Genomic DNA, 26966 nt, shown 5'->3' with positions numbered 1-26966 from the left:
CGTGATGACGACGATCGATGAACCGCAGCCGACCCCGCGGACCGCGGCGTGGCTCGCCTACCGCCCGGCCGCGTGGCTCGCGCTGATCGCGGCGCCGCTGCTGCTGGTCGCCCCGTTCGTCTCGGCGATCGTCGCCGGCGATGCGGCGCGCGTCGCGTACGTCGTGCTCATCGGCGTCGCGTTCGGATTGGCGGTCTCCCGCCCGTTCGGGGCGGGTCGTCGCCCGAGTGCCGCGACGGAGCTCGCCTTCGTCGCCCTGCTGCTGCTCTGCGCCGGCTACTTCTTCCTCCAGCAGGGCGGTCAGGCGTTGCTGTTCCCCCTGCTCGCGGTGGCCGCCTCGCTCGCCGTCCGCCGGCGGTGGGCGATGGGCGTGGTCGGTTCGATCGCGGCGACGGGTGCGCTCGCCGTGGGGTTCGAGTCGTGGTCGCTCGAGGCGGCCGTGCTCGTCGGGTTCGCCGCGTTCGCGGGCGGTGCGGGCAACTACCTCGTGCAGTACTACGTGGCGCTGGCCCACGAGCTCGATCGCACCCGCGAGCGGCTCGCCGTCGCGGCCGTCGGCGAGGAGCGGCTGCGGTTCTCGCGCGACCTGCACGACCTGCTGGGGCACTCGCTGTCGGTGATCGCGGTGAAGGCCGAGGCGGCGCGCCGCCTGATGACCCCGGATCCGGATGCCGCGGCCGAGCACATCTCGGACGTCGAGCAGATCGCGCGCGAGGCGCTCGGCGAAGTGCGTTCGGTGGTGGCCGGTTCGCGGTCGGCGAGCCTCGGCGACGAGGTGGCGAACGCGCGTCGCACGCTCGAGCAGGCCGGGGTCGCGACATCCGTGACCCTGCCCGACCGGCCGCTGCCGGTCACGGTCGATGCCGTGCTCGGGTGGGTCGTGCGCGAGGGTGCGACGAACGTGCTGCGCCACTCGGTGGCGCGCGAGTGCGTGATCGCGGTCTCGGTGGTCGACGGCCGCGCGATCGTCGAGGTCTCGGACGACGGGCCCGGGCGGGCTGTTCGCGCGGTGTCGTCGACGGACGCGGCAGGATCGACCTTCGTGCCCGGCAACGGGCTGCGCGGACTCCGCGAGCGCGTCGAGGCCGCCGGTGGCGAGTTCGCGGTCGAGGTCTCGCCGTGGTTCCGTGTCACTGCTGCCGTGCCCCTTCCCGGGGAGGCGGGACGGTGAGCGGGGCGACGACCATCCTCATCGCCGAGGACCAGCGCATGATGCGCTCGGCGCTCGCGACCCTGCTCGAGCTCGAGCCCGACCTCACGGTCGTCGGCGCGGTCGAGCGCGGCGACGAGGTGGTGGCCGCCGCCGAACGCCTGCATCCCGACGTCGTGCTGCTCGACATCGAGCTGCCGGGCGCGAGCGGCCTCGACGTGATCGGGCCGCTGCGGTCGGCGGTGCCCGGCTGCCTCGTCGTCGTGGTGACGACGTTCGGCCGGCCCGGCTACCTCGCGCGGGCGCTCGCTGCGGGGGCGAACGGATTCCTCGTGAAGGACGACCCCGTCGAGCAGCTCGCCGCGGCGATCCGGCGGGTGCGAGCGGGGGAGCGGGTCGTGGACTCGAAGCTGGCCGCCGAGGCGCTCGGCGTGCGCGACAACCCGCTGACCGCGCGCGAGGCCGAGGTGCTGCGGGCCTCGGCCGATGGGGCGACGATCCACGACATCGCCGAACGGTTCTTCCTGTCGACGAGCACCGTGCGCAACTACCTCTCGAACGCGATCGGCAAGCTCGACGCCCGCAACCGCATCGAGGCGCTCACGATCGCCCGCGACCGCGGGTGGTTGTGAGGAGCACTTGGTCGTTCGAGTAGCGCGGAGCGCGTCTCGAGACCACCGCGCGAGCGGCGATCTACGTCATCGTCGAGCGAGATGATCCGCCGCACGGGGGAGGCCGGCCCCCGCGGCGTGCCAGCATGATCGGGCGCATGAGCGAAACGATCTTCACACCGGGAGCCGAGGTGGTCACGCCGCGCGGACGCGGCCAAGTCGTCGATGTGCGCGCGACCGCCTCGGGCAAGTTCGTCTTCGGGATCGAGGATGCCGATGGCGAAGTGAGCCACTTCACCGAGAAGGGGCTTCGGCTCGCGAGAACCTAGTGCGCGTGCCCTCTGACGGCTGACGACGAGGATGCTGCGACCGGTTCGGGCGCGGCAAGCGCCCGCTCTGCGCGCCGCCGCACCGGCGCATTCGCGATGAACACCCCGGCGACGAGCACGAGCCCGCCGACGGTCTCCCACACGTTCGGGATCTGCCCCAGCAGCAGCGCCGCCGACGCCATCGCCACGACGGGCGCGAGCAGCACCCACGGCACCACCGACGCCGAGCGGTTGCGCGCGAGCAGCGCGTTGAAGATCGCGTAGCCGACGAGGGTGCAGAGCCCGGCCGTGTAGAGCGTCGACACGACGGGCCGCCAGCCGAACGCCGCGATGCCCGCCGCGATCGCATCGGGCCCCTCGATGAGCGCCGACAGGCCGAGCGCCGGCAGCGGAACGACGAGCGACGACCACACCGTCAGCGACAGCGCGCCGAAGCGCCTCGCGGGCGCGACCGGGCCGGCCTTGCGCGAGATGACGTTGCCGATCGCCCACGAGAGCGCGGCGAGCAGGCACAGCACGACCGCGATCGCCGGCGCATCGCCGCCGCGACCGAGCGCCACGACGCCGAGCCCGACGGTGCCGACGAGCACGCCGATCGTCTGCATGCGGCTCGGGCGCTCGCGCAGGGCGAGCGCCGCCACCACGATCGTCAGCACGACCTGCGCCTGCAGCAGCAGCGCCGCGATGCCGGGCTGCAGCCCGAGCGCGATCGACGTGTAGAGCAGGGCGAACTGGCCGAGGCTCATGAAGAGGCCGACGCCGACGACGGTCTTCCAGCTCGCGAGCGGGCGGGGCACGACGACCACGGCGAGGGCCACGACCGCGAAGCGCACGGCGACGAAGAACAGCGGCGGGATGCCGGCCATGCCCCAGTCGATCACGACGAAGTTGAAGCCCCACATCGTCGCCACCAGGGCGGCCAGCAGCATGTCGCGTCTCGTCATGGAACCAGCTTCGCGCCGAGGCATCCGGAAACACCAGCGATCATTTCTGCGCTCGATTCGGTAGCATCCGTACATGATCGATCTCGAAGCCGTGGTCGCGCTGCGCGCCGTGGCCACCAACGGAAGCGTCGCCGCCGCGGCCGACGCGCTCGGCTTCACGCCGTCGGCCGTGTCGCAGCAGATCAAGCGCCTCGAGCGCGGCACCCGCGTCGCCCTGCTCGAGCGGGCCGGCCGCGGCGTCGTGCTCACCGACGCCGGGCGCCACCTCGTCACGTCGTCGGCGACCGTGCTCGCCGACCTCGAGCGCCTCGAGGCCGACCTGCACCTGGCCGGCGGGGTGAGTGCTGCCGACGGTGCGCCCCGCCGGGTCACGGGCGAAGTGCGCATCGGTGCGTTCTCCACCGCCGTGCGAGGCATCCTCGTCGATGTGCTGCCGCGCCTGCGCGCGGAGCACCCCGAGCTGCGGGTGCCGATGCGCGAGAGCGAGCCGTGGGAGACGATCGCGCTCGTCGCGTCGGGGCAGCGCGACCTCGGCATCGTGCACCGGTGGGGCGGGGTCGCGCTCGCGATGCCCGATCATCTCGTCGAGACGCCCCTGTTCACGGATGTCGCGGACGTGATCCTGCGGCGCGACCACAGGCTTGCGCTCGCCGGGGTCACTGAACTGACGCCGGCCGACCTCGCCGACGAGGAATGGATCGCGACGTTCGACTCGACCATCTGCCGGCAGTGGCTGAGGCGCCTCTTCGACGGCGTCTCGAACGCGCCGCGGGTCGTGCACGAGTCGATGGAGTTCGAGAACCACCTCGAGCTCGTGCGGGCCGGACTCGGGGTCGCCTTGGTGCCGCGGATGGGGCGGCCGGAGCTGCACCCGGATCTCGTGGCGATTCCGACGGTTCGCCCGGCGTCGACGCGCGGGGTGTCGGCGGTGCATCGGCGGAGCCAGGCGGACTCGCCGGCGCTGCAGGTGGTGCTGGATGCGGTGCGCGAGGTTGCGACCGCCGGGCTCGGCGGTTCCCGAGGCTCGCAGCGAGAGAATGCCCTGTGACCTCTTCGAACCAGCCGCGAACGAACCGAGGCCGCGGCATCCTCATCGTCGCGTTCGCGGTGTACCTCGCGCTCCTCGCATGGGTGGTGCTGTGGAAGCTCGACGTGCCGTGGATCGGCGAAGCCGCAGGCCTGACGAGGCCGATCAAGTTGGTGCCGTTCGTACCGGCCGGAGACGACGGGGCGAGCAAACCGGCTGAGCTCCTGATCAACCTCGCGCTCTTCGTGCCCTTCGGGCTGTTCGCCGGAGCCCTCGCGCCGGCCTGGAAGTGGTGGAAGACCGGCCTCGCCGCGCTTGCCACGAGCCTCGTGCTCGAGACGGTGCAGCACGTCATCTCGACGGGCAGCTTCGACACCACCGACCTCATCGTCAACACCGCCGGCGCACTCATCGGCTGGAGCATCTTCGTCGCCGTGCGCCGCGTCGCAGGCGAACGCACCTCGGTCGTCATGTCACGCGTCTGCGTCGCTGTCTCGGCCCTTTCGCTCGTCGCGGTGATCGCGTTCGTGGCATCGCCGCTGGAGTACGGCCCGCAACGCGACGTCGTCGTGGAGGGCTCGAACCCGACGCCGTAACCGGTGCGGGTGCGGCTTGCGATTCAGGCCGGGTCGATGCGCAGCACCGGCGCCGATTCGCCGACGGTGAGGTCGTCGACGATGCGGATGCCGCGTGCGAGGTCGTCGACCGCACCGATGACGGTGCCGAACCGTTCGCGGTCGCTGCACACGGCAGTGACGGTCACGAGGTGCGTGCCGAGATCCCACGTGTACGTGGCGAACGGCGGGCGACCGCCCGGCGGAAGCGGCATGGCGAGCTTCTCGCCCAGGCCGAGGTAGGTGCCGCGGAACTCCTCGGTGTCGTCGTACTCGATCGGCATCGAGGCCCGCGCGATGCGGATCTCGGGGGTCGCCGCCTGAACCTGGGCCATCACCACGAGCAGGTCGGGCTCGGCCTTCCAGACCCAGACGAGCACCCGCCCCGCCGCCTTGCGCATCAGCAACGGCACGGCCTGACTCAACGCCCACGCGCTGAAGCCGCCGCCGCGCTTCGAAGGCTCGGCGCTCGGCCCCTTCGCCTGCGACAGCAGCATGCCGATCGCCTGCTTGCGGGCGCGACGGCCGCGGAATCCGAGGGAGTCGGTGACGGGCACCCACTTGGAGCGGTCGGGTTCTGCGTGGAGTCGGGGCACGCTCTCAGCCTAGGAGGGACTCCTGTGCGGTGGGCGAGCGTTGGCGTCCGCCCGGGTGGCGCCGGGCCGGGTTCCGCCGACGCGTCGTTCAGACTGGGGGCGCACGAGCCGAGCAGCGTGCGGTCAAGCCCTGCCCGGTGGCGCTGGGCGGGCGGCAACCCATGCGCCGCGCGAGGCGGGCGCCACGAACCGCACCGCGCGCGCGGTCAGGCCGCCCGACCGTCGCGCAGCTCGAATCGCGCCCGCCCGCCGAGCCTGGGCAGCTGGTCGGGGTCAATGTGCGGTGGCGGAATGAACCACACCTCGCTCGGGCCCGCGTCGATCCTCCACCCGTCGCGGTGGATGCGGTGGTGGCAGAAGCTGCACAGCATCACGCCGTTCGAGAGGTCGGTCGGGCCGGTATCTCGCTCCCACCAGCGGATGTGGTGCGCCTCGACGTAGGCGATGTTCTGGCCGCACGAGGCGCAGCCGCCGTCGCGCTCGCCGAGGGCGAGACGCTGCGCCTTGGTGAAGAGCCGGGCCGCCCTACCGAGGTCGAGCGGGAGGCTCTCGCCGCCGAGCACGGCCGGGATGACCTCGGCGTCGGCGGCCATGCGACGCACGGTCGACGCCGGGACGGGCTGGTCGAGCCCGTCGATGTTGGCGTGCCCGAGGCCGCTCACGAGCGTGTCGAGGTCGACGCGCACGACGACCGTGGTCTTCGCGAGGGGCGTGAGGGTCTGGGTGCAGCCGAGTGTGTGGCGCGCGAGCGCGGCGAGTGCGTCGGCCTGGATCTGCGGGATCGAGCGGTCGTCGTCGACGACGGGCGCGTGGTCGCCGTCGACCGGCCGACGTCGGCGCAGCGCATCGCTCACGAGCGCCTCGATCGCGGCCTTGACCGGCGCGGCGCTCTCTGGGTCGAGCCGGGCCTGCAGGTGCACCATGCCGTGGCGGTCTTCGCGCATCGTCAACGAGCGCTCGGTGCGGAGTTCGTCGTCGCGGGGTTCGACGCCGTCGGGGTCGAGCCTCGCCTCAGCCTCGCGGACTCCGCGCAGGAGGGTCTCGAGCGGAACCTGCGCCGCCAGCTCGACGAGCGCCGCTTCGACGACATCGATTCGAGAGGCGTCGGCCCTCGCCCACGCCCGGTCGAGCATCGAGGTGATCGCGGATGCCGCGTCGAGACCGATCGCCGCCGTCGCGAGCGCAGCCGCCACGTGCGGATGCCTCGAGGGCGCCCGCTCGCCGCTGAAGGTGTGCCGCTCGGCGGTGGCGGTGCCCACCGCGATCAGCCGCTGCGCGTCGGTGCGCGATGCCCCGGTGGATGCCGCGATGAGCCGGGTCGGATTGTGGAACCCCTGCGCCTTCGCGAGCCCGGTCTCGCCGAACTCGGGCCCGGAGCGGCGCGCGACCTCGGCGGCGACCCGGGCGAGCACGGCGTCGATGTCGCGCCGCGTCTTCGCGAGGGCGTCGGTGACCCGGATGAGACCCGGGTCGCTCATCTGCTCGAGGTCGAACTGCGTCGAGCCGAAGCTCGCGCCCCACGCCGGCATCGCGCCGGTCCACGCCTCACGGAGACTCGCCACCTCGCGCTCGAGGGCGGCCAGCGCGTGCAGCGCGGCCTGCGCCGCGGGTGCGGTGTGCCCGGGTGGCGAGGTCTCTTCCATGGTTCAATCCTGTACCCACCCACTGACATTCGAGATCGCTGGAAATCAGTGATGATCTGGGATTCTGCCTGTGGATAATCGACGTACACGTGGCCCTGTGGAGGAGAAGTCGCGCGCCGTGGCATCCATCATTCGGCGTTGCACCGCGATTGCCGGGTGCGAGCGTCACTCGGACTCCGAGGCTGGTCAGGAGCGGCATCCGCCCGCTTCGGAGGCGAGTCGGCGATGATCGCATCCTTCGCCGCTCATCGGGTGCTCCCACCCGTGGTGCCGGGCGAAGTCGCGTTGGTCATGTAACCGAAGGAAGAAGGGGTGTAGGCGAAGGTTCCGTACGCCTCCGTCGGCACCTCGACGGTGAAGACTCCGTCGGGGTGGTCCAGGCCGTCGTAGAAGTCCCCGTAGACGAGCAGCGCCTCGGCCACGAGTCGCTCGGCAGCGCGTCGTTCCTCATCATTGGCGAAGCGGTATCGGGAGGTGCCGGCCTGCTCAGCGGCGATCGGGCTCGTGCCGAAGCCAGAGACGCGACCGACGAAGCGCTTGCCGGCTTCGGCGGCGACGGGCTCGAGCTCGTATTCGAACGGGATCACCCGCTCGCCCCACACGAGCTTCATCAGCCGGATCGCTTCGTACGCGCGCATGCCGAGGGGTACGAGCGCGGCATCTCGTTCTCGATCGACGACGCGGCGTTTCCGAGGCCGCTCGGGATCCGGTTCGATCACGAACACAGGGCGCTTCTCCATTCAATCGTCGACGATGACGGCAGCGAGCATCGCCACCGTCGCTTCAAGCGAAGGGTCCGGGTCAGTCGAAGCGGAGACGTCGGCTTCACGTGAGCCTATCGACGCCGTTCTCACGGCGTACTCCCCAGTTCGCGGGGAGTACGAATCAGGGCGACGAGCCCGCATGACCTGTCACGATGTGCCGGCATGGGCCGGGGGGGGCGAGGGGCGTCGGCTCTCGATGTGGACGCTCGTGGCCGAGCGTCTCGCCGAGTCGACCAGCGGCGTCGCGCAGGAAGCAACTCGGGAGCCGGTGCCTCCGCTCGCGACCGAACGCCGTGAGCGCGGGCCGATGCGGATCGAACGGAACGTCAGTTCGCCGGTGGCTTCGGTGGCGTCGCCGACTCAGGAGGCGGGATCAATGCGAAGCGCGGCAGCTTGAGCGCAGTCAGCCCGAAGGGCCTCATGGGGCTGCAAGATGGGAGATGTGGCGAATCCGATTCCGCGCTCGCTGACCAGCCGTGAGCGTGCCTTCCTCGACGCGCTCGTCGAGCCCGAGTTCCCCGGCGCAGTCGAACTCCGTCGGTAGGCGGCAGCCGCTGAGGTCAGTGGTGGCTGTGCCTGTGGGTGCGCCTCGGTCGACTTCGTGCTTCCCGCTGTCCGACCCGGGATGCGGATCATCACCGAGGCGATCCACCGCGACGGGACCGGGGAGGTCATTCTCTTCACACGTCACGCCCACACCGGCCAGGAGGTGCTCGCCGGTATCGAGTGCTTCTGGTACGAGGGCGACAGCATGACGCAGCTGCCCCCCGCCCAGCGAGTTCGAGATCAAGGCGTACGATCCCGATCGCCGCGGCGTCCGCGACTGATCTCGAGGCAGCTAGTCGGTCGCTACATCATCGACTGCAGCAGCTGCGTCGCCTTCTGGTTGTCGCTCGTCGCGAGCACGACCCGGTTTCGGGATGCCACGTAGACGAGCGAGATGTTGATGCCCGCCTCGGCGAGGGCCCGAGCCATCTCACCGAACACGCCCGGCGTGTCGAGTTCGGGCTCGGGCAGCGCTGGACTGACGATGACATCGGTCTCGGCATCGACCGTGATGCCGGCGCCCTCGAGCGCGGCCCTGGCGCCCGCGACGTCTTCGACGAGGATGTGGACGGCGCCCCGACCGCCCTCCATGATCGCGCAGAGGCCCTCGATATTCACGCCCGCGTTGCCGAGCGCCTCGCCGAGTCGAGCCCCCTCGCCGGGCTGATCCTCGAGGGTGACCAAGAGATCCTTCGCCATGACGGCACCTCCTTCTCGGGATGCCTCAGGTCTACGCCGGTGGGAGGGGTGCGTCAACGGATACCGGAGCAGCTCCGCGAGGACGTTTGGCGAGTCGATCGGCTCGTCGGGTACCGCGGACACGGTGTCGCTCCATGGATATGGGCCAACGGGTATCGGAGGTCGGTGGCTCGTGATCTGATGCTCCAATGGGGAAGTCGCGCGATAGAAGAGCACCAGCACCCGTCGATGTCCACGCGGAGGCAATTGCGCATTCACTCGATGTGATCACCCAGACAATTTCCGGGCTTGACCCAGACCGACTCGTCGAGGGGCTAGACGAGCAAATTCGTTCGGCAATCGCGAGGATGGTCGAGCTAATGCGCGGACAGAGCGCGCTCGAAGTAATCGAGCAGGGACGCCTCTGGGCGTTGCCTTGGCATTCAGGTCACCCGACGTACCAAGCCGGTATCGAGAACGGTTTTAGCTGTGTCGAGCTGATTGCGATTGTGGCCATGAAGACGGCGGGTTCGGCTGCGACTTCTACGACCCAACCAGCGGCGGTCATTGAAGAATGCCTCCAGATTGCCGAGGATTTGCGGCACCTGGCCAGTGTTCGAGCGGTCGCCGCCGCCGACGAAGATGATCCGCTCGGTTGGATCAGTGCCACCTTGCAGATCACAGAAATGTCGATGAGAGGTTCTTCGTACGCGGAGTTGCTAGAAGAAACCACCCGGGCTCTGTTCGGCGAGGAATCGGTTGATAAGCATCTTCGGGCCGCAATAGGCTTCGGCGTCTCCGAGGCGATTGTTGTCTTGACCAGCTTGAACGATCTCCAGACTAGGAACATGAATCGACGGAAGGAGGCCGCACTCCGAAAATACGAGAACACGAGGCAAAACCATGAACATGGGATAGCAAACGATGATCAACTGCGCGACGCGACTCGACAACTCGACCTTGCACTCCAGCCCGACGCGGTCGCGGCATCCGTTTCGGTCGCCGATGTTACTCGCGCCACTCAACTTCCCGCCGAGTTGGTGGGTGCGGTCTTCGACCGATTCACGTGGGCGCCGAGTCCCGTCATTGATGTTGAAGGGGCGGTTCGGGCATTTCTGACGGGCGACAATCCACTCCGTTCGAAACCAATCGTGCGGACGGATTCGGGCCGCGCCCTTCTCATACACCCGGCCCTCACCCAGGTGGCCATACGCGAGGGACTCGAGGCTGCGATGCGCTCGACGAGCGGTTGGGAGCCTTACCAAGCGCACAGGGGCAGTCTCTTGGAGCTGCGGACTCGGCAAGCATTCGAACGGCTGCTCCCGTCCGCTCGAGCGTGGCACGCATTTCGCTATTACGTGCCCGCGGACGGGGCCGAGAAGGCCATGGAACCCGATCACTACACCAAGCGTGTCGAGGGTGACCACTTGCTCATCGTGGATGATGTCGCCATCGTCATCGAAGATAAGGCGGTGGCGCTCAGCGCCCAGTCTCGATCTGGCACCAGTTTTCGCCTGCGCAAGGACCTTACGGGCATTATTACGAAAGCGGCTGAGCAGGCTGATCGACTGGTCCAGCGGATCAAAGAGGACGGTGGCGTCCGCATTCACGGACTGGGGTGGATCGACTTGGCTGGCGTGCGAGAGGTTCACACCGTGGCCGTCAGCCTTGACGACCTCACGTCAACATCAACTGCTACAGCGGAACTCGTGAAAGCTGGGTTGATTTCGGTGGAGTCTGTCCCGTGGACGGTCTCCATTCATGACCTCGATTTGATCGCAGAGCTGATTCGTCATCCGGCGGAGTTCCTCCTCTATCTTCGGAGACGCCGTCACTCCGAGGCGACAGTCCTCTATACAGCGACCGACGAACTCGACCTCTTCCTGTATTTCTTCGAAGCCGGCCTCTACGTTGAGGAGGACCCGGAACTGTTGAGGTCTACCTTCACATTTCTTCCGGCCGTCGGGGCGTCCGAGCGAGAGCGGTGGCGGCAACAGATCCCCGGAGTGATTACGAGCCGCACGGATCACCTTGATGCTTGGTACTTCGAGGACCACCTCCGTGGGCGACAGGGCAAGACCAGGCTGCCGTCGGCCCCTCCCAAACCACGTATGACTCCGACCCCTCTCGAACCGCTCATCGAAGGGATCGACAAGCAGGGCACCTACGGTGCTTACTCGATCGCTGCATCCCTGTTGTCCGGGGACGCAAGAGCGCAGCGGAGGATGGCACGCCATGGCGTCGACGTATCTAGGGCGTCTGACGGCGGGTCGATGGAGCGGACTATCACCACACCTCTACTTACGCTCGACGACGGCGGTTGGATCCTCGTGTGGGCGACTTGCCCAGCTGGCCGCGATCGCGAGAAGTGGGAGGTCGAGAAGCGTAAGTACCTCCGGGCTAAAGGGCATCAGCTAGGGGTCGCTAGATCTGCGCTGTTTGCCTTCGACGGGGCAACTGGAGAGATGTTCGGCGCCTACTACGAGGCGATACCTGACGAGCTCACTGAATCCGAGCAGGCTGTTGCCGCCCGGCTGCAGCCCGCGACCGCCATGCAGAGCACCGAGCACGTATTGAAGAAACTAGCAGGGCAGAGGGCGCAGCCCCGCCGGAGACGGAAGCGCCGGTAAGTGCGCCTTCCGACGGGAACCGGTTGCCGTGGCATGCTCACCTGAGATCTCAGTTGATCGGAGCGTGTGATCAAAGCGGCAGCCGTGATGCAGGGCAGGAACGCAGGCGACTCTGTCCTCTGGGAGCGTCCTCGCTCGGCGTGCAGCGCCAGCGCGTCATCGTCGCATTCGTCGCCTCCGTGATTTCGGGCCGCTTGGCTGGGCGAGGCTCGCTGCGGACTCGTTCGGGCGTGCGACACTCGGGCGATGAATATTCTGATGGAACTTGCCACAGAAGCATTGGCGCGTGGTTGGGTATCAGCTCGCGGCTCCATTGCCGCGTTGGCAACGGAAGCAAGGGATGCCGGATGGCTGTCAGTGCCGATTCGCCGCGGTGAACCTGAAATAACAACGTTGCGTGCAGTAACCGCAGAGGAAGCACATCCTCGTTCCTTGAGCGCGATGGTCGGCTTGGAGGGGCAGCCCCTTCACACAGATGGCGCCCACCTCCGACGAATGCCGGACATCGTAATCCTCGCGTCTTCGAGTCCGTCGTCCACTCCGACGCTACTGAGTAGGCCCAATTCTCCAACTGAGTCGCAGGCTCAGGGCGTCTTCCGCGTGACGGGTGAACGAGGCTCGTTCTATTCTGTCGCGACGGATGCCGATGGAAGGTGGCGTTACGACCCAGGCTGCATGACACCGGCCGACGAGAACGCGCGGCGAGCAGTGGGCGACTTTGAAAGTCTCCTGGTGAGGGCAGTGCGGCACGAATGGACGGAACCGAACATGTTGCTAATGATCGCCAACAGACGTGCACTTCATGCACGTGGTAAGGCCGTCGATCCGGCCACGCGCCGTGTACATCGAGTCGCATTTGTGAGTGGGATGGACGCATAATGCCAGTCCCCGAACACGGTGAATTATGGGCAAAGGCCAAGCTCTTCATCACGCGAGCCCTTGAGTCGGAGGGCGTCCGAGATTTCGAGGAAAGAGCCTTCTGGGCGGCTGCGGCCTTGGAGCTACTTGCGAAGGCGGCGCTGGCGCGAGTGTCTCCTCTGCTAATCATTCCGCCCGACGCAGAGGGCAAGAACGTGTTGGCGGCGCTAGGAGTCGTGGCGTACGACGGTTCACCGGTGGAAACGGTCGCGGCTAAGACGCTTTGGGCGCGCTCCGAACGAGCCTTTCGCCCGTTCGCGCAGAAGGAGGCTGCGCTCATAAGTGCTGGCCGAAACGAATATCTGCACGGTATAGGGACGGGGCTACCGAACCTGCCCGAGCATGTGTGGTGGGGACGGTACTGGAACCAAGCAAGCATCCTGGTTGTGGCCCTTGATCAGGATCTTCACGCGTTCGTGGGGGGCGTCCGGCTCGAACAAGTCGAACGCTATCTTCAGGGGCACACCCACCACGTTCAGGAACACGTCGACTCGCTGATCGCCCGGTCTCAACAGCGGCTCGCGCAGCGCGGGAATCCAGCGATCGCTGCTGGCCTTAGAGATGAGCTAATCCACGCTAGAGACCTGAGTGCAGGTCTCCTCTATGTGGAGACAGCCGCATGTCCGGCGTGTGGCGGAGACGGAGTGCTCGAAGGAGAGGAGACTGGTGGCCAAGAAATTGACTGGGACAGCGATCCGTGGAGTCCAATCGAAACGCTGGAAGTGTACGCAGACCACTTCTCGTGTCCGAAGTGTCAGCTCGTGCTGAATAGGGCGGAACTCATCGAGCTTGTCGATCTGCCCGTGAGATTCACTATCAAACGGGACTATGAGCCCGATGAAGAACCCGACTACGGCAATGATTAGGCTCTTGGAGCACGTCGGACGCCCACTTTTAGCTCGTGGCGGGGCCGCAGCTCGCACAATGGTCCGCTTCGAAGAAGCGCTCCGTCGTCCCGCTCGGCAATATCGGCAACAAGACGTGCGCCTGCTCCGAATGTGGTTGACGCCGTCCGCACAGGCCGTCCCGAAGTCGTCACCGACTCGAGCACTCGCGCGAGCTCGAGGAGCTTCGCCTCTGAGAACACATCCTCGGGCCCAGACGGTGCGATCCCGTCGAACGGCGGGTCGTACAGCACGCTGATCGGCACCGAGCCGGTGGCGGTGAGCTGCGTCATGATCAGGTCGACGAACGAGATCTGGCGCGCACTAAACCCCTGATCGGGCCCAACAGTTTCTAGTTGACAGGGGTCATTGGGTAGTGATCTAGGTTGACGAGGACAGGTGTGGATGTGTTGAACGCGGGCCCAACACAAACTGCCTGAAAGCGTTCAAGGCTCGCCACCGTGTCGCGGAACCCTTGACCAAGCACGCCCTCGACGTACTGGAGGCTCGTCTCATCGATCGTTCGGAGCACGATGTAGCTCTCGCATTGTGAGAGCGCAGACTTGCTAATGACAGCGGTGCGCTGGGATATCAGTACGAAACTCAGGCCGAACTTCCTTGCCTGCAGAATGTAGCGGCAACTCCTTGCAACGAAGTCACCCTCGTTGCGAGCGGCCGTGAAGTTCCATTCCGGAAGGAATGAATGTGCTTCTTCCAACAGGATGGTCCGGCTCACTCTTGTGCCAGTCATGTATTCGCTGCTCGCTTGCGCCATCGCGCCCTCGATGAACTCGGCAGCCTTCTGCGCCTGTACGCCGGCGGGCTCATGCACCCATGCGCCAGGCTGGTTGACTCCGACCGAGTCCGTCCACAGCTGCATTCCAAATCTTGACCGGTACTCGCCTGTGCCGTCTAACGCAAACACGATCGAGTTGGGTGCCATGATGTCGATCACCCTTCGCGCTATCGTGCTCTTTCCCATACCTGACATACCGAGGATGGCAAGGTGATGCCCCCGAAGGTGGTCAGGCGAAAGACCAAACGGCAGCTGGGTGCCGTTTACCGCGCCGATTCGTTCGTAGCCCGCTGGGAGATCTCCGCTCAGCTCCGCTGCGTCAAAAACTGGGACATATGGATCAGGAAGGTGGGAGCTGTGTTCGATCCCCGTCGCGGTGAGCTTCCCGAGGATGGCTGCGGAAGCGAACTCCGCGATCACAGCTGAGTTGTCCCAGGTTTCACGCACGAGTTCGCGGCCGTGGACCTGGTAGAGATGCTTGCCGCCGCCGTTCGGATCCTCGCAATAGAAGGTGGCACCGCGGGCCAGTGTGCCGAAAGGTCGAACTCTAAGCGCCTGATCAGTGGATCCTTCAGTGACATAGGCGACTGCGCGGCGGTCGGTGCTCTCGTGAGGCACAATCGTGCACAGTTGGCCACTTGTTGGAGCAACGTCGCTCCAGTGGCCCCTAATGGCGATTTGGACGCGATTTCCCCCCTTGTGCGCCAGCGTGCCAATGACAACACCTTTTGCGGTTCCCATCCCTGCCACGGTCACATCACTGCCAGGCACGAAGCGTTTGTCACTTGCGATGAGAAGCAGGTTCGGGTCAACGGCTGTTTCGATCGTTGCAAGCCCCCCAAGATCCGGCGTAGTGGATGCAAGGAGCTGATACCAGTCTGGAAATGCAATCAGTACGGCGATCAACGTACCGACGGCAAGTGGGACGACATTTGCCATCGGCTCGAGCATGGTCTGACGAACGAGCTCGATACCAACGGCAGAAAGGCCGAGCAACTGTGGGCGGCCGAATCGTGTGGCTGCCCACCGGGCACCGTCGCGTGTTCGGCCCGGAGGTACTGCCATAGCGACAATCGAGCAGGTGAGGACCGAGCCGGCAAGGACGAAGTAGGTCACCCAGAGTGCTTCAACACCAGTGCCGTTTGCGGTCAGACCCGCGCCAATTGCGCCGAGGCTGAACAGCATCGCGCTGGACACGCCAGTGAAGTAGGGCTCGACTACCGACACAGTTATGACTGTCGTGGCGGCAACCCAAAACCACCACTGAGTGAATGGATTGGTTTCCGCGATAAGGCTCGCCATGATCAAGACGAGCACTGAGGCGGTCGCCTGCCCGAGCCGTACTCTGCGGATCCAGGTTGCCGCGGGGGAAGATTCCTTAGAGGCTTTCACATTGCTCACTTACTGCGCCGGGAAACAAGAAGGACGGCTTCGGGTGGCGGCCGCGTCGCTCTTACGACCTTGGCATGACACCCGTTCGCCGCTCGGGGGAGGCGTGGCCCCCAAAATGGGGTACAGCAAGCGCCCCCGTCGGAGTGCAGCGGAATCCGGCTCTCCTGAACGATCAACTTATGACGATGGGAATACCCCCGCCGCCCCCGCGTTGAACTTGAGCGAACCACACTCAACTTCAACCAGGAGGCCAGGTGCCCAACGACTTCAACGAGGCCGGCGCAAGCTCGTTCGACGAGTTCCTTGCCCGATACCTCGCGGGTGAGCAGGCGCGACAGGCGCGGTCGATCGACCTCAGCCGGTTCCTTACCGCGCGCACCCAGAGCATTCTTCAGCAGGCTGGGCGCTTCGCCCTCGAGCGCGGGCAGACCGAGCTCGACGCCCTGCACATCCTGCGCGTGATCATCGAAGACGAGAGCGTGCAGCAGGCGATCCGCCGAGTCGGGGCGAGCCCCGAGCGCATCATCACGGCGACCGAGGCGCGTCTGCCCGGCGCCGGTGACGTCGCCGACATCAACGCGGCGACGATCACGCCGAGCGCGTCCCGCGCGCTGTTCCACAGCTACCAGGTGGCGCGCTCGAGCGGGTCGACCTACATCGACCCTGAGCACCTGTTCTTCGCGTTGGTGCTGGGGCAGGATGCGCCTGCGGGGCAGGTGCTGGCTCGGGCTGGTGTGACCGCTGAGGCGTTGACGCAGGGGATGCGGGAGGGCATCGACGGCGACGGATTTCGAGACGGCGCTGGCGCGCCTCCTCAATCCGCTGATTCTCCTCAACCCACTCAAAGTGAGACCCCGATGCTCGACAAGTTCGGCATGGACCTCACCGAGCGTGCCGCGAACGGGGAGCTCGACCCCGTGATCGGCCGTGCCGACGAGATCGAGCAGACGATCGAGATCCTGTCGCGCCGCACGAAGAACAACCCCGTGCTCGTCGGCGAGGCGGGCGTCGGCAAGACGGCGATCGTCGAGGGCCTCGCCCGCGCGATCGTCGAGGAGAGCGTTCCCGAGGCCCTGCTCGGTAAGCGCGTCATCGCGCTCGACCTGCCCGGCATGCTCGCCGGCACCCGCTACCGCGGCGACTTCGAAGAGCGCCTCACGAAGACGATGGAGGAGATCGCCGCCAACAAGGGCGACCTCATCGTCTTCATCGACGAGGTGCACACGGTCGTCGGCGCCGGTGGCGCGGGCGAGGGCGGCATGGACGCGGGCAACATCCTGAAGCCGCGCCTCGCGCGGGGCGAGCTGCACCTCGTGGGTGCGACCACCCTCAACGAGTACCGCAAGATCGAGAAGGACCCGGCGCTCGAGCGCCGCTTCCAGCCCGTGCGCGTGGGAGAGCCAAGTATCGAAGACGCCGTGCTCATCCTGCAGGGCCTCAAGCCCGCGTACGAGGGGCACCACGGCGTCGAGTACACGGATGCCGCGATCCGCGCCGCCGTCGAGCTCAGCGACCGCTACCTCAGCGATCGCGTGCTGCCCGACAAGGCGATCGACCTCATCGACCAGGCCGGCGCGCGCCTGCGGCTGCGCCTCGGCGTGAAGGTGGATGTCTCCGCGCTGCAGTCGCGACTCGGCGAGCTCGAGGCGGAGAAGAACGCCGCCGTGCGCACCGAGCACTACGAGGAGGCGTCGCGCCTGCGCGACGAGATCTCGAAGGTGCAGGCGAAGCTCGACGAGGTGACCGAGCAGGGTCGCGCCGCGGCATCCGATGCCACCGTCATCGACGAGGCCGAGATCGCCGCGGTGATCTCGCGGGCCACCGGCATCCCGGTGAACCGCCTCACCGAGACCGAGCGCGAGCGCCTCGCCGACCTCGAGGGCGAGCTGCACCAGCGCGTCATCGGGCAGCACGACGCGGTCACCGCGGTCGCCAAGGCCGTGCGCCGCAACCGCACCGGCATGGGCGACTCGCGGCGGCCGGTCGGCTCGTTCCTGTTCCTCGGGCCGACGGGTGTCGGCAAGACCGAGCTCGCGAAGGCCCTCGCCGACCGCCTGTTCGACGACGAGACCGCCGTGATCCGCTTCGACATGAGCGAGTTCGGCGAGCGGCACACCGTGTCGCGACTCGTCGGCGCCCCTCCCGGATACGTCGGCTACGACGAGGCCGGCCAGCTCACCGAGCGCGTGCGGCGCAACCCGTACTCGATCGTGCTGTTCGACGAAATCGAGAAGGCGCACCCCGACGTGTTCAACCTGCTGCTGCAGGTGTTCGACGACGGACGCCTCACCGACGGCCAGGGCCGCACGGTCGACTTCCGCAACACGGTCGTCGTGATGACCTCGAACCTCGGCAGCGAGTTCCTCGCGTCGCGGTCGGGTGCGCTCGGCTTCGTCGCGGGCGCGGATGCCTCGGGCTTCAGCTCGTCCGACGACGTGCGCCAGCGCGTCATGGGCAAGGTGCGCGAGGCCATGCGCCCCGAGTTCCTGAACCGCATCGACGAGATCGTGCTGTTCCAGAAGCTCGACCAGCCGCAGCTGGCGTCGATCGTGAAGCTGATGCTGGGTGCGACCGAGCGTCGCCTCGCGTCGCGCGAGGTCGGCTTCGAGGCCACGGATGCCGCGGTCGCGCTGCTCGCCGAGCGGGGTTACGAGCCCGAGTACGGTGCGCGGCCCCTGCGCCGGGTCATCCAGCGCGAGGTCGACGACCGCATCAGCGACCTGTTCGTCTCCGGCGCCCTCGGCGACGGGGGAGCGGTGCACGTCGACGCCCGTGACGGGGAGTTCGTCGTCGCGGCAGCGGGTGTGGTGCCGCTCGCGGCTTAACCACGTCTGCCGGTCGAGTGGCGACGAAGGAGCGTGTCGAGACCTCCTGAGGGGTCTCGATACGCTTCTCTACTCGACCGGCCGCGACTCCAGGAGCAGAAGAAGCTAGGCCGAGTCGGCGTCGGACAGGTCCTCGATCGCGCACGGACTCGTCCCGTCGAAGAGCACCCCGATTCCGTACGGGTCCGCGATCTCGAGCCGTGACTCCGCGAACCGGAGCATCCAGCTGCCATCAGCCCAGATCACCGCCTCGGGTTCACCGAACGGCGGTTCAGCGCCCTGCAGAGCCAGGAGCTCGACGTCGCTCAGCCTGTATTCCGGTTCACCGAGTCGCTGCTGCAGATACTCGGCGGCGAGATCGGTGAACTCGTCGAATCGCGCCACCACGACAGCGGCGAGCTGCAACACGCCCTGCTCAGGCGAGGCAGCCGGCTCGATGACGATGCTCACCGATCGATCATCGTCCCCGCCTGCGGAATCGAGGGTCGCCGTCCAGCATGCGATCGAATCGGGCGAGTCGATGCGTGCGAACTCGGTTCCGGCGATGTTCAGATGGGTGGGAATGTCGGGCACCGACCCAGTCAATCACCCAATAGGCACGGCGACGCCCCACCTCGATCGAACACCCGGCCCTCGTGATCGAGGACCGGGTGTTCGCCGCGTCAGCGGCAGCGTGCGCCTCCGTGACGGAGCCGGACTACGAGGTCGTCCAGGAGCAGGCTCCTCCACCGATGCCGTTGACGGTACAGACGACGCCGGCGTGCAGAGAGCGAGCGGCTTGCCTCACTTGTCGAAGGAGTTGACGTTCACGTAGGCGGGCGTCGCGTTGACCTGGAAGCTTGCCGTGGTCTTGCGCGGAGCGCGATCGCCGTTCGCAGTTGCCGCCGGGTCCCCTCCCCGACGGCGCGAACGTCGGAGTCGCGAATCGATCAGCGGCCGTGCCGTCAGTACGGGGACTGGAGTTCTTCGGCCGGAAGCAGCGCGGTGCCCGGGCTGCACCCGAGCTCGCCGGGCTGGAGCAGGATCGCCGTAGGGCCCGCGTTCGCGGTGACGGCGCCCAAGCCTCAGGCGCGCGGGGCCGGGCGCTCCTCGTTCAGACGGCCGCGCTCGCCGCAGTCGACGTCGGAGCGGAGGCGGCATCCGGCCGCTCGTTCGAGCCGCGGATGACGAACACGACGCAACCAAGGCCCAGCAGGCCGGCCACGAGGTACAGCACCGTTGCGATCGAGGCGACGTCGCCCGCATGTCCGACGCCGGTCGCGAAGACCGAGAAGTCCCACAGGCTGTGCAGCAGCATCGCCCAGACGAGCGACCCGGTCGTGCGGCGCAGGATGTAGAACACGGTGCCGCCGAGGAACGCCGCACCGACCTGGGGCAGCGTGGCCTCGACCGACGCGCCGAGCAGCACGTTGACGAAGTGCATGAGCGCGAAGAGCGCGGTGGTGATGAACCAGACCCAGCCCTCGCCGAGCCGGCCCCGCAGGGCGGTGAGCAGCAGGCCGCGGTTCACGAGCTCCTCCGTGAAGCCCACGAGCAGCAGCGCGAGCGACGCCCCGAAGAACGCAAAGGAGTATGCGCTCCAATCGGTGCCCGCGAGGTTCATCACCGCCGCGACCGCCGCCAGGATCGGCACGAAGATCGGCCAGCGGTGCCGGCTCGGCGCACGGTCGAACATCGCGGGACGCCACCAGCCGAGCAGGGTCGTCGTGATCGCGAGCAGCGCCGTCGCGATGATCAGCGAGATGCCGCCGCCGAAGAAGAGGTTGCCAGCGCTGTCGCCCCAGGTGTCGTACCGGATGCCGCTCGCGGACTGGATCGCGAAGATGATCGCGACGTAGGCGAGCCAGATCGCCAGGCCGATCCAGATGCGAGGGCGGACCTTCAAATGGTCTGCGGCGTTCGCGGTCATGGGCTTCCTCTCGAGGGGTCGAGGCGACGGGGCGTCGAGTCGACCGTATCGCGCGTGCCGCTTCAGGACGCTCGGCGTGCGGGTGCAGCGGCAGCCGCACGAACAATCACGGCCGACGGGCCGGGCGGCGCGCGACGAACTCACTCAGGCGAGTGCTCGCTCAACTCCGCGAGGCGGGCCGCCCCCGGCCCCGAGTGGGTCTTCACGCGATCGATGATGTCGTCGAGCACGGCCGAGTGCGGGGCATCACGTGGGATGCGCGCCGGATTGATCGCGACCGTCGACGCCCAGGAGGAGATGTCGCGTTCAGCCCCGAACGATCCCGCGTTGCGGGCGCCCACGGCCGTCATCCGCGCCCACGACGCCATCGAGTCGGGGTAGGGCGACGGCGGGCAGAGCCGGTTCTTCTCGTCGTCGTCGGAACGCGTGGCCTCGACGTAGCCGGCGATCGCCGCACCGAAGCAGGGGAACCCCGCCCGGATCGGCTGGAGCGTCATCGCGCCGGGCGACCAGACCGGCACGAGCGGGCGGTAGACGAGGCCCTCGCCGGCGCAGTGCACCACGAGCGCGTCGGAAGGGATCGTGATCGAGCCGTCGTCGAAGTGGATGCTTCCGCGTTCCGCGCGACGGAGGTGCCCGAGACGCACGACGTGCTCGATCGTGCGCAGCAGCTCGAGCTCCCACAGCGCGAGCGTGGGAGCCTTCGCCATCGTGGGCGTCACCGAACGGTCGACCCGCAGCATGATGCCCGCGTCCTCCATCCGCAGGAACAGGTCGTCGAGCGTGCTCGCCGCCTCGGCGGCCTCCATCATGTCGGCGACGAAACCGAGGAACACCTCGGGCACGGGCTGCACGACGGCGCGGTTCAGCATCCACGGGTCGCGGGGGCGCACCCACGTGATCGCGTCGGGGGCGACGCCGCGCCCCAGCAGCCAGACGCACGCATCGGTCGCGGTCTTGCCCGACCCCACGATCACGTAGCGGCTCGGCGGCCCGTCGAGGTGCGCGAGTTCGTTGACCGGCACGACCCGCGCGCCGTCGCCGACCTCGAAGGGCGGCGGCACCTCGGCCGGCACCCGCGGAGCGAGGTAATGCGCGTCGACGACGCGGCAGCGATCGGGCACCGCGAAACGCTCGCCCGAGACCCGCGAGACGAACGTATGGTCGCCGAGGTGCTCGCAGCCGGCGAAGAACTCGACCCGGCCCGACTCGAGCAGGCGCTCGGCGAGGATCCGCTCGTAGTACGCGCAGATCTCCGACTTCGTCGCCCGCTCCTGCAGCCCCGCCTCGGGCCCGCGGTGCTGCACGCGACCGCCGCCGAGCAGCGTCGACGCGACGCCGTAGAGCGCCGAGGCCTGGTGCAGGCGCACGAAGGGATAGGCCTCGAGCCAGTGCCCGCCGACGCTGTGACGTCGGTCGACGAGCGCCACCCGCGCGTCGGGCGCGTGGTCGACGAGGGCGTCGACGAAGGCCATCCCCATGGCGCCGGCGCCGACCACGAGGTAGTCGGCCTCGACCGGGGTGGACATGCGACCCTCCCGGCTACCCGACCTTGTCGGCGTGCCGGTGCACGACCCGCCAGCCGTCGTCGCCCCGCCGGTAGACCTGGGTGGCGCGCAGCGTGAAGGTGCGCGGCTGGCCGTCGACCGACCCCGCGACGCGTTCGTAGCCCACGGTGTACGCCATCTCGCCGCCGACGTCGAACGAGACGAGGTCGAACGCGTAGTCGGTGCAGTCCGAGAAGCTCGTCGCGAGCTCTTCGAACGCCTCGATCAGCTCGGCGCGATTCGTCGCGTTGCGCCAGGCGCCGAGCACGCTCACGGGTTCATCCTCGGCCCAGATCGCGCGCCGGGGCCCGTCGTCGCCGTTGAACATCGCCCGCTCGGCCCGCACGAAGTCCTCGTGCAGCCAAATCAAGAAATCCTCACGATCGCTCATGGTCTCAGGATCCTCCGGTCTGCGGCCCGGCACAACGAGCAGCGCGCCCGCGTGTCGGTGGTCAGCCGCGACCCCCGTTCTCGGGGCTAGCGGATCGTGCCCCACGGGGGCGAGTATCGGCCCTAGTTCCGCATCGAGCCCGACGATCGCGGATGGACGGCGCTGGCGCCGCCTCGAGGAGGACCCATGTCCCACGCGTCCCGCCCGCGCACCGTCGAGGTGCTCACCCTCGAGGCGCGGCGGCCGGCGCGACTCGCCCTCGTGCTGTTCACCGTGCTTGCGATGATCTTCGTGCTCGCTGCGCCGTCGGTCGCCTACGCCGCCGACGATGCGACGCAGCTGCGCTACGCGTGCGCCCAGAAGTCGAACGGGCTGCTGCGCGCGGCCTCGGGCGCCGGCGACTGCCGCCCCAAGCAGGAGACGGTCGTCACGATCTGGCCCGGGCCGACCACGCTCTGCGTCCAGCCCGACGGCTCGGTGCGCCGCTTCACCTCCGCGAAGTCGTGCACCGGCACGAAGCCGGCCGGCACCAAGCTCGTCGTGCCGACCACGACGGGCGAGCCGATCTCCTTCTGCGCGCCGAGCTCGGGCGTGCTGCGCCGGGTGGATGCCTCGACCGCCTGCCTCGCCGGGGAGCAGCGCTGGCTCATCAGCAACCACGACCCGAGCGCCCTCACCCTCTCGAACGACGACGTGCTCGAGAATGAGCCGGCGGGCATCGTCGTCGGCACGCTCGCCCTCGTCGACGGCGACCCCGCCGCGACGGCCGCGTTCGCGCTCGTGAGCGGCACGGGTGACGACGAGAACGCGAGCTTCACGATCACCGGCTCGACGCTGAAGACCGCCTCGAGCTTCGACTACGAGGCGAAGCAGAGCTACTCGATCCGGGTGCGCGGCACCGACGGCTACGGCGGCAGCCTCGAGCAGGTGTTCACGATCCACGTCGGCGACGTCGACGAAGACATACCGCCGACGGCGGTCGCCGACACCGCGACCGTCGACGAGGACAGCGGCGCCTCGGCCATCGACGTGCTCGCCAACGACAGCAACACCGACGGCGGGCCCATCGCGATCGACCAGGTGACCCAGCCCGACCACGGCACCGTCGAGGTCGCCGACGGCGAGGCGTCGCTCACCTACGAACCGAATCCCGCGTTCTGCAACGACCCGCCCGGCACCACGACCGACGACTTCACCTACACGCTCGCGCCCGGCGGGTCGACCACGACGGTCGGTGTGACCGTCACGTGCGTCGATGACCTGCCCGACGCCGTCGACGACGCGGCGATGATCGACGAGGATGCCTCCGCCACCGCGATCGACGTGCTCTCGAACGACCCCGACGCCGACGGCGGTCCCCGCAGCATCACGAGCGTCGTGCAGCCCGACCACGGCACGGTCGTCATCACGGGCGCCGGCACCGGGTTGACCTACCAGCCCGACCCCGACTACTGCACCGCTCCAGGCGGCGACCCCGACGTGTTCAGCTACACGCTCACCCCGGGCGACGCGAACGCGCAGGTCTCGGTCACGGTGACCTGCATCGCCGACGCGCCGCATGCCGACGACGAGGCCTTCGACGGTTCGAGCGCAGCGGTCGGCAACACCCTCCTCGTCATCGACGACCCGACCGACGGTGCGATCGACCCCGCCCGCCCGCACCTCGTCGTCGTGGGCGATCTGCTCGACGGCGACACCGACGCCGACGCCGGCACCGAGCTCGCGATCGTGTCCGGCGTCACCATGACCGAGCAGGGCGGCACCGTCTACATCGAGGCCGACGGCGACGTCGCCTACCTGCCGCCCGACGGCTGCACCGCCACCACCGACGGGTTCGAGTACGCCGTCACCGACGGCACGCTCACCGACACCGGGCACGTGACCATCGCCATCAGCGACTGCGTCTGGTACGTCGACAACGCCGCCGACGGCAACAGCGGCAACGTGAGCCGGCCGTTCGACACGATCGCGCAGGCCGCGGCGGCGAGCAGCGCGGGCGACGACATCTTCGTGTTCGACGGCGACGGCACCACGACCGGGTACTCGACGGCGATCGCGCTCGACGACGACCAGCAGCTCATCGGCGAGGCATCCGACCTCGTCGTCGGCGGCCGCACCCTGCACACCGGCGACCCGGCGAAGCGGCCGACGATCACCATGGCCTCGGGGATGTACGTCGTCGGACTCGGCGTCGGCAACCGCATCGCCGGGATCGAGGTGCACCCCACGACTGCGGGCGGCGGCATCGGCGTCGTCGACATCGCAGGCGACCCGGGCGGTGACGCGACCATCGACGACGTGCGCATCGTCGACACCGTCGAAGGGGGTATCGCACTCGCGCTGCAGGGCATGACCGGCACGAACCTGATCGGCGACCTCGAGGTCGACGTCGTCGGCTTCGGCGTGTTCGTCGACTCCACCCCGAAGGTCGTGTTCGACCCGGCATCGACTGTCAAGATCCGCACCACGGGGACCGGGTGGACCTTCCTCGCGCGACTCTGCAATCTCGAAGGAAGCCAGATCGACCAGGTCGTCACCGCCGGTGTGCCCAACGGCGGCGGCGTCAACCTGCAGCAGACGACCGGCGCCCTCACGTTCGGCGACCTCGACATCCGCACGAACGGCACGGGCCAAGCGGCATTCAGCCTCAGCCTGACCGGCCCGGTGACCGTGCCCGCGAGCGCGACCGCGAAGATCGTCGCGACCAACAGTCCGGCCGTCCACGTCGGCGCTTCGTCGGGCTCGAACCTCTCGTTCGACGAGGTGACCGCGACGAAGAGCGGCGTGTACGGCATCAACATCGACCAGATCGGCGCGGGCACGTTCTCGGCGGCGACCGGTGAGCTCTCGGGCGGCGGGTCCGGTCTCACCCAGTTCCGCGTGCGCGGCGGCAACGGCGACATCTCCTACGGCGGCTCGATCACCGACGGCCCGGCGACCGCGAGCGTCGACATCCAGAGCCGCACCGGCGGCACCGTCACGCTCTCGGGCTCGATCACCGACGGCAGCGACGCGGGCGGCGGCATCATCGTCGCGAACAACACCGGCGGCGCCACCGTGCTGTCCGGCCCGTCGAAGCACCTCGAGACCGGCGCCGTCGACGGAATCGAGTTCGGATCCTCCAGCGGGCACAGCCTCTCGATCACGGGCGGCGGCCTCGACGTCACCACGACGAGCGGCCGAGCGCTGGACGTCTCCACCTCGGGCACCATCGTCGTCACCGGCACGGGGAACAAGCTCGCGAGCACGACCGGCACCGCGCTCTCCATCGCGCTGACCGGCATCGGGGCCGACGACGTCACGTTCGAGCGCATCTCGTCGAACGGGGCGACCTCGGGCATCGTGCTCGCCGGCACGGGCTCGGCGGGCGGCCTGCACGTCACCGGCGGCGGCAGCACGATTCAGGGTGGGGATGCCTCGGGCGGCACGATCGCGGCCGCCACGGGCCACGGCATCTCGCTGCAGAACACGGTCGATGCCTCGCTCCGCAACATGCGCATCGAGAACAGCGCCGGCGACGGCGTCTGGGGCGCCAGCGTGGACGGGTTCTCGTTCACGAACGGCACCGTCACCGGCGCAGGCGACGGCGACGGCGAAGACGGCATCGCGTTCGACGGGGCGAACCTGGTGAACCTCTCGGGCGCGGTCGACATCTCGAACAACGTGCTCACCTCGAACGAGGCATCCGGCATCTCGATCGCCAACCGCGGGGGCACCATCTCCGGGGCGACGATCAGCGGCAACCGCATCGCGGACTCCGGCGACGAACTCACGCCGGGCTCGGCCGTGTTCGTGTCGGCGACCGGCAGTTCCGTCGGTGCGGCGACGATCACGAAGGCGACGATCTCGGGCAACGTGATCACCGACTTCCGCGACGGATACGGTGTTCGCGTGGTCGGTGGAAACCAGAACGGCCCGACGGAAGCGGTGCTCGGCACGCCGGGCAACTCGACGAACGTCATCGCGATCACCGGCAACCGAATGGACGGGGGTGCCGGCGGGCTCGAGCACCAGCCCGATCGATTCGTCGACGTCCAGCTGCTCGGTGCCGGTGACGGCAACCTCGACGTCTCGGAGAACGGCACGATCGCGGAGCCGATCCGTCACCTCGACTGCGACGGGATCGGCCTGCGGGCGGGCGGGCCCATGAACGTCACCGCCGAATTCGATGCCAACGTCATCGCAGCGGGCAACACGGGCGGGTGCGCCGGCATCAGTGCGACGGCGTTGTCGTTCGAGAACGTCGGCGCGACGCTCGCGGCGCGCATGACGAACAACAACGTCGGCGCGACCAGCGGACCAGGTGTGCGAGTCGACGCGTATGGCGTCTCAGCAGTCACCGCCCAGATCCTCAACAACACCGTGCAGGCCCCGACCGGGGGCGGGTACGGTGGAATCCGGACCGAGTCGGGCGCGACGGCGTCGGACGACGCCCGACTCTGCGTGAAGATCTCGGGCAACACCACCAAGGGCGGCACCAGCACAGGGGGCGTGGTCGCTCCCGGCATCCACCTCGCCAAGAACTCGACGAGCCCCACGACGAACGATTTCGGCATCGACGGGCTGCCGGCCGGAGTGACCGGGACACCCGGGGTCGAGAACTACGTCAACGGACTGAACGCGAGCGCGTCGGGCAGCATCGGCGTCAACGGAACACTGCTCGCACCGGCGACGACCGGTTTCACGAGCTGCACCGCGCAATGATGACCTTCTGCCTCGGGTGGCCGGACGAGGCCGGCGCCCGACGAGCCGAGACGGGAGCAACCCCGTGA

At 68.2% G+C, this 26966-nt stretch carries 19 protein-coding genes; 9 read left to right on the top strand and 10 right to left on the bottom strand.

From position 1 onward, the window contains the following. The first annotated feature begins 4 nt into the window (after positions 1-4). From LR269_RS16920 to LR269_RS16910, 3 genes are all read left to right on the top strand, one after another. Positions 5-1171: a sensor histidine kinase gene (locus LR269_RS16920; RefSeq protein WP_231431922.1), complete on the top strand. Its 1167-nt coding sequence runs from the start codon at positions 5-7 to the stop codon at positions 1169-1171. Then, positions 1168-1782, top strand: a complete 615-nt coding sequence (locus LR269_RS16915) for a DNA-binding response regulator (protein WP_275506363.1) — start codon at positions 1168-1170, stop codon at positions 1780-1782. The genes LR269_RS16920 and LR269_RS16915 overlap by 4 nt, the downstream gene beginning before the upstream one ends. Before the next feature lie 137 nt (positions 1783-1919). Further along, positions 1920-2090: a hypothetical protein gene (locus LR269_RS16910; protein ID WP_231431921.1), complete on the top strand. Its 171-nt coding sequence runs from the start codon at positions 1920-1922 to the stop codon at positions 2088-2090. Here the strand turns inward: LR269_RS16910 and LR269_RS16905 are convergent. Continuing rightward, the gene (locus LR269_RS16905) at positions 2087-3034 is read right to left on the bottom strand and encodes an EamA family transporter (protein ID WP_231431920.1); all 948 of its coding nucleotides are present in this window, start codon (positions 3032-3034) and stop codon (positions 2087-2089) included. The two genes, LR269_RS16910 and LR269_RS16905, sit on opposite strands and share 4 nt — an antisense overlap. A 73-nt stretch (positions 3035-3107) precedes the next feature. Here LR269_RS16905 and LR269_RS16900 point away from each other — a divergent pair, with 73 nt between their 5' ends. Both LR269_RS16900 and LR269_RS16895 read left to right on the top strand, forming a co-directional pair. After that, entirely contained in the window at positions 3108-4082 is a 975-nt protein-coding gene (locus LR269_RS16900) for a LysR family transcriptional regulator (RefSeq protein WP_231431919.1), read from the top strand. Beyond that, complete coding sequence (locus LR269_RS16895; RefSeq protein ID WP_231431918.1) at positions 4079-4657, top strand: VanZ family protein; 579 nt, start codon at positions 4079-4081, stop codon at positions 4655-4657. The genes LR269_RS16900 and LR269_RS16895 overlap by 4 nt, the downstream gene beginning before the upstream one ends. Positions 4658-4680: 23 nt before the next feature. Here the strand turns inward: LR269_RS16895 and LR269_RS16890 are convergent, their stop codons facing one another. The 4 genes from LR269_RS16890 to LR269_RS16875 form a co-directional block, all read right to left on the bottom strand. Further along, positions 4681-5271 carry a hypothetical protein gene (locus tag LR269_RS16890; RefSeq protein ID WP_231431917.1) on the bottom strand — a complete coding sequence of 197 codons (591 nt, stop codon included), beginning with the start codon at positions 5269-5271 and terminating at the stop codon, positions 4681-4683. 206 nt (positions 5272-5477) lie between these two features. After that, entirely contained in the window at positions 5478-6914 is a 1437-nt protein-coding gene (locus tag LR269_RS16885) for an HNH endonuclease signature motif containing protein (protein WP_231431916.1), read from the bottom strand. 245 nt (positions 6915-7159) lie between these two features. After that, the gene (locus LR269_RS16880) at positions 7160-7552 is read right to left on the bottom strand and encodes a hypothetical protein (protein WP_231431915.1); all 393 of its coding nucleotides are present in this window, start codon (positions 7550-7552) and stop codon (positions 7160-7162) included. Between the two features lie 975 nt (positions 7553-8527). Then, positions 8528-8923, bottom strand: coding sequence for a hypothetical protein (locus LR269_RS16875; RefSeq protein ID WP_231431914.1), 396 nt, complete (start codon positions 8921-8923; stop codon positions 8528-8530). A gap of 188 nt (positions 8924-9111) precedes the next feature. Between LR269_RS16875 and LR269_RS16870 the strand changes: the two genes are divergently transcribed. Beyond that, entirely contained in the window at positions 9112-11532 is a 2421-nt protein-coding gene (locus tag LR269_RS16870) for a hypothetical protein (protein ID WP_231431913.1), read from the top strand. 878 nt (positions 11533-12410) lie between these two features. After that, positions 12411-13316 carry a hypothetical protein gene (locus LR269_RS16865; RefSeq protein WP_231431912.1) on the top strand — a complete coding sequence of 302 codons (906 nt, stop codon included), beginning with the start codon at positions 12411-12413 and terminating at the stop codon, positions 13314-13316. A gap of 370 nt (positions 13317-13686) precedes the next feature. On the opposite strand, the gene LR269_RS19055 is transcribed toward LR269_RS16865, so the two are convergent. Then, positions 13687-15531: a helicase HerA domain-containing protein gene (locus LR269_RS19055; protein ID WP_231431911.1), complete on the bottom strand. Its 1845-nt coding sequence runs from the start codon at positions 15529-15531 to the stop codon at positions 13687-13689. A 245-nt stretch (positions 15532-15776) separates the two neighbouring features. On the opposite strand from LR269_RS19055, the gene LR269_RS16855 reads away from it, so the two are divergent. Further along, complete coding sequence (locus LR269_RS16855) at positions 15777-18347, top strand: ATP-dependent Clp protease ATP-binding subunit (protein ID WP_231431910.1); 2571 nt, start codon at positions 15777-15779, stop codon at positions 18345-18347. 105 nt (positions 18348-18452) lie between these two features. On the opposite strand, the gene LR269_RS16850 is transcribed toward LR269_RS16855, so the two are convergent. From LR269_RS16850 to LR269_RS16835, 4 genes are all read right to left on the bottom strand, one after another. Then, positions 18453-18797 (bottom strand): hypothetical protein, encoded by a 345-nt coding sequence (locus LR269_RS16850; protein ID WP_231431909.1) that lies wholly within the window; start codon positions 18795-18797, stop codon positions 18453-18455. Positions 18798-19440: 643 nt separating this feature from the next. Further along, entirely contained in the window at positions 19441-20256 is an 816-nt protein-coding gene (locus tag LR269_RS16845; RefSeq protein ID WP_231431908.1) for a CPBP family intramembrane glutamic endopeptidase, read from the bottom strand. Positions 20257-20396: 140 nt separating this feature from the next. Further along, on the bottom strand, positions 20397-21785 hold the full coding sequence (locus LR269_RS16840) for an NAD(P)-binding protein (RefSeq protein WP_231431907.1): 1389 nt from the start codon (positions 21783-21785) through the stop codon (positions 20397-20399). 13 nt (positions 21786-21798) lie between these two features. Next, the gene (locus LR269_RS16835; protein ID WP_231431906.1) at positions 21799-22194 is read right to left on the bottom strand and encodes a DUF4440 domain-containing protein; all 396 of its coding nucleotides are present in this window, start codon (positions 22192-22194) and stop codon (positions 21799-21801) included. Positions 22195-22380: 186 nt separating this feature from the next. On the opposite strand from LR269_RS16835, the gene LR269_RS16830 reads away from it, so the two are divergent. After that, positions 22381-26898, top strand: a complete 4518-nt coding sequence (locus LR269_RS16830) for an S-layer family protein (RefSeq protein WP_231431905.1) — start codon at positions 22381-22383, stop codon at positions 26896-26898. Positions 26899-26966 lie beyond the last annotated feature (68 nt).

The sequence above is a fragment of the Agromyces sp. S2-1-8 genome (assembly GCF_021129215.1).
Lineage (GTDB): Bacteria > Actinomycetota > Actinomycetes > Actinomycetales > Microbacteriaceae > Agromyces > Agromyces chromiiresistens.
This window is presented reverse-complemented; position numbering and strand designations above follow the sequence as displayed.

Coding starts and splice junctions, on each gene's coding strand:
- LR269_RS16920 (WP_231431922.1), top strand. CDS start 5: ATGACGACGATCGATGAACCGCAGCCGACCCCGCGGACCGCGGCGTGG.
- LR269_RS16910 (WP_231431921.1), top strand. CDS start 1,920: ATGAGCGAAACGATCTTCACACCGGGAGCCGAGGTGGTCACGCCGCGC.
- LR269_RS16905 (WP_231431920.1), bottom strand. CDS start 3,034: ATGACGAGACGCGACATGCTGCTGGCCGCCCTGGTGGCGACGATGTGG.
- LR269_RS16900 (WP_231431919.1), top strand. CDS start 3,108: ATGATCGATCTCGAAGCCGTGGTCGCGCTGCGCGCCGTGGCCACCAAC.
- LR269_RS16885 (WP_231431916.1), bottom strand. CDS start 6,914: ATGGAAGAGACCTCGCCACCCGGGCACACCGCACCCGCGGCGCAGGCC.
- LR269_RS16880 (WP_231431915.1), bottom strand. CDS start 7,552: ATGCGCGCGTACGAAGCGATCCGGCTGATGAAGCTCGTGTGGGGCGAG.
- LR269_RS16875 (WP_231431914.1), bottom strand. CDS start 8,923: ATGGCGAAGGATCTCTTGGTCACCCTCGAGGATCAGCCCGGCGAGGGG.
- LR269_RS16870 (WP_231431913.1), top strand. CDS start 9,112: ATGGGGAAGTCGCGCGATAGAAGAGCACCAGCACCCGTCGATGTCCAC.
- LR269_RS16865 (WP_231431912.1), top strand. CDS start 12,411: ATGCCAGTCCCCGAACACGGTGAATTATGGGCAAAGGCCAAGCTCTTC.
- LR269_RS16845 (WP_231431908.1), bottom strand. CDS start 20,256: ATGACCGCGAACGCCGCAGACCATTTGAAGGTCCGCCCTCGCATCTGG.
- LR269_RS16840 (WP_231431907.1), bottom strand. CDS start 21,785: ATGTCCACCCCGGTCGAGGCCGACTACCTCGTGGTCGGCGCCGGCGCC.
- LR269_RS16835 (WP_231431906.1), bottom strand. CDS start 22,194: ATGAGCGATCGTGAGGATTTCTTGATTTGGCTGCACGAGGACTTCGTG.
- LR269_RS16830 (WP_231431905.1), top strand. CDS start 22,381: ATGTCCCACGCGTCCCGCCCGCGCACCGTCGAGGTGCTCACCCTCGAG.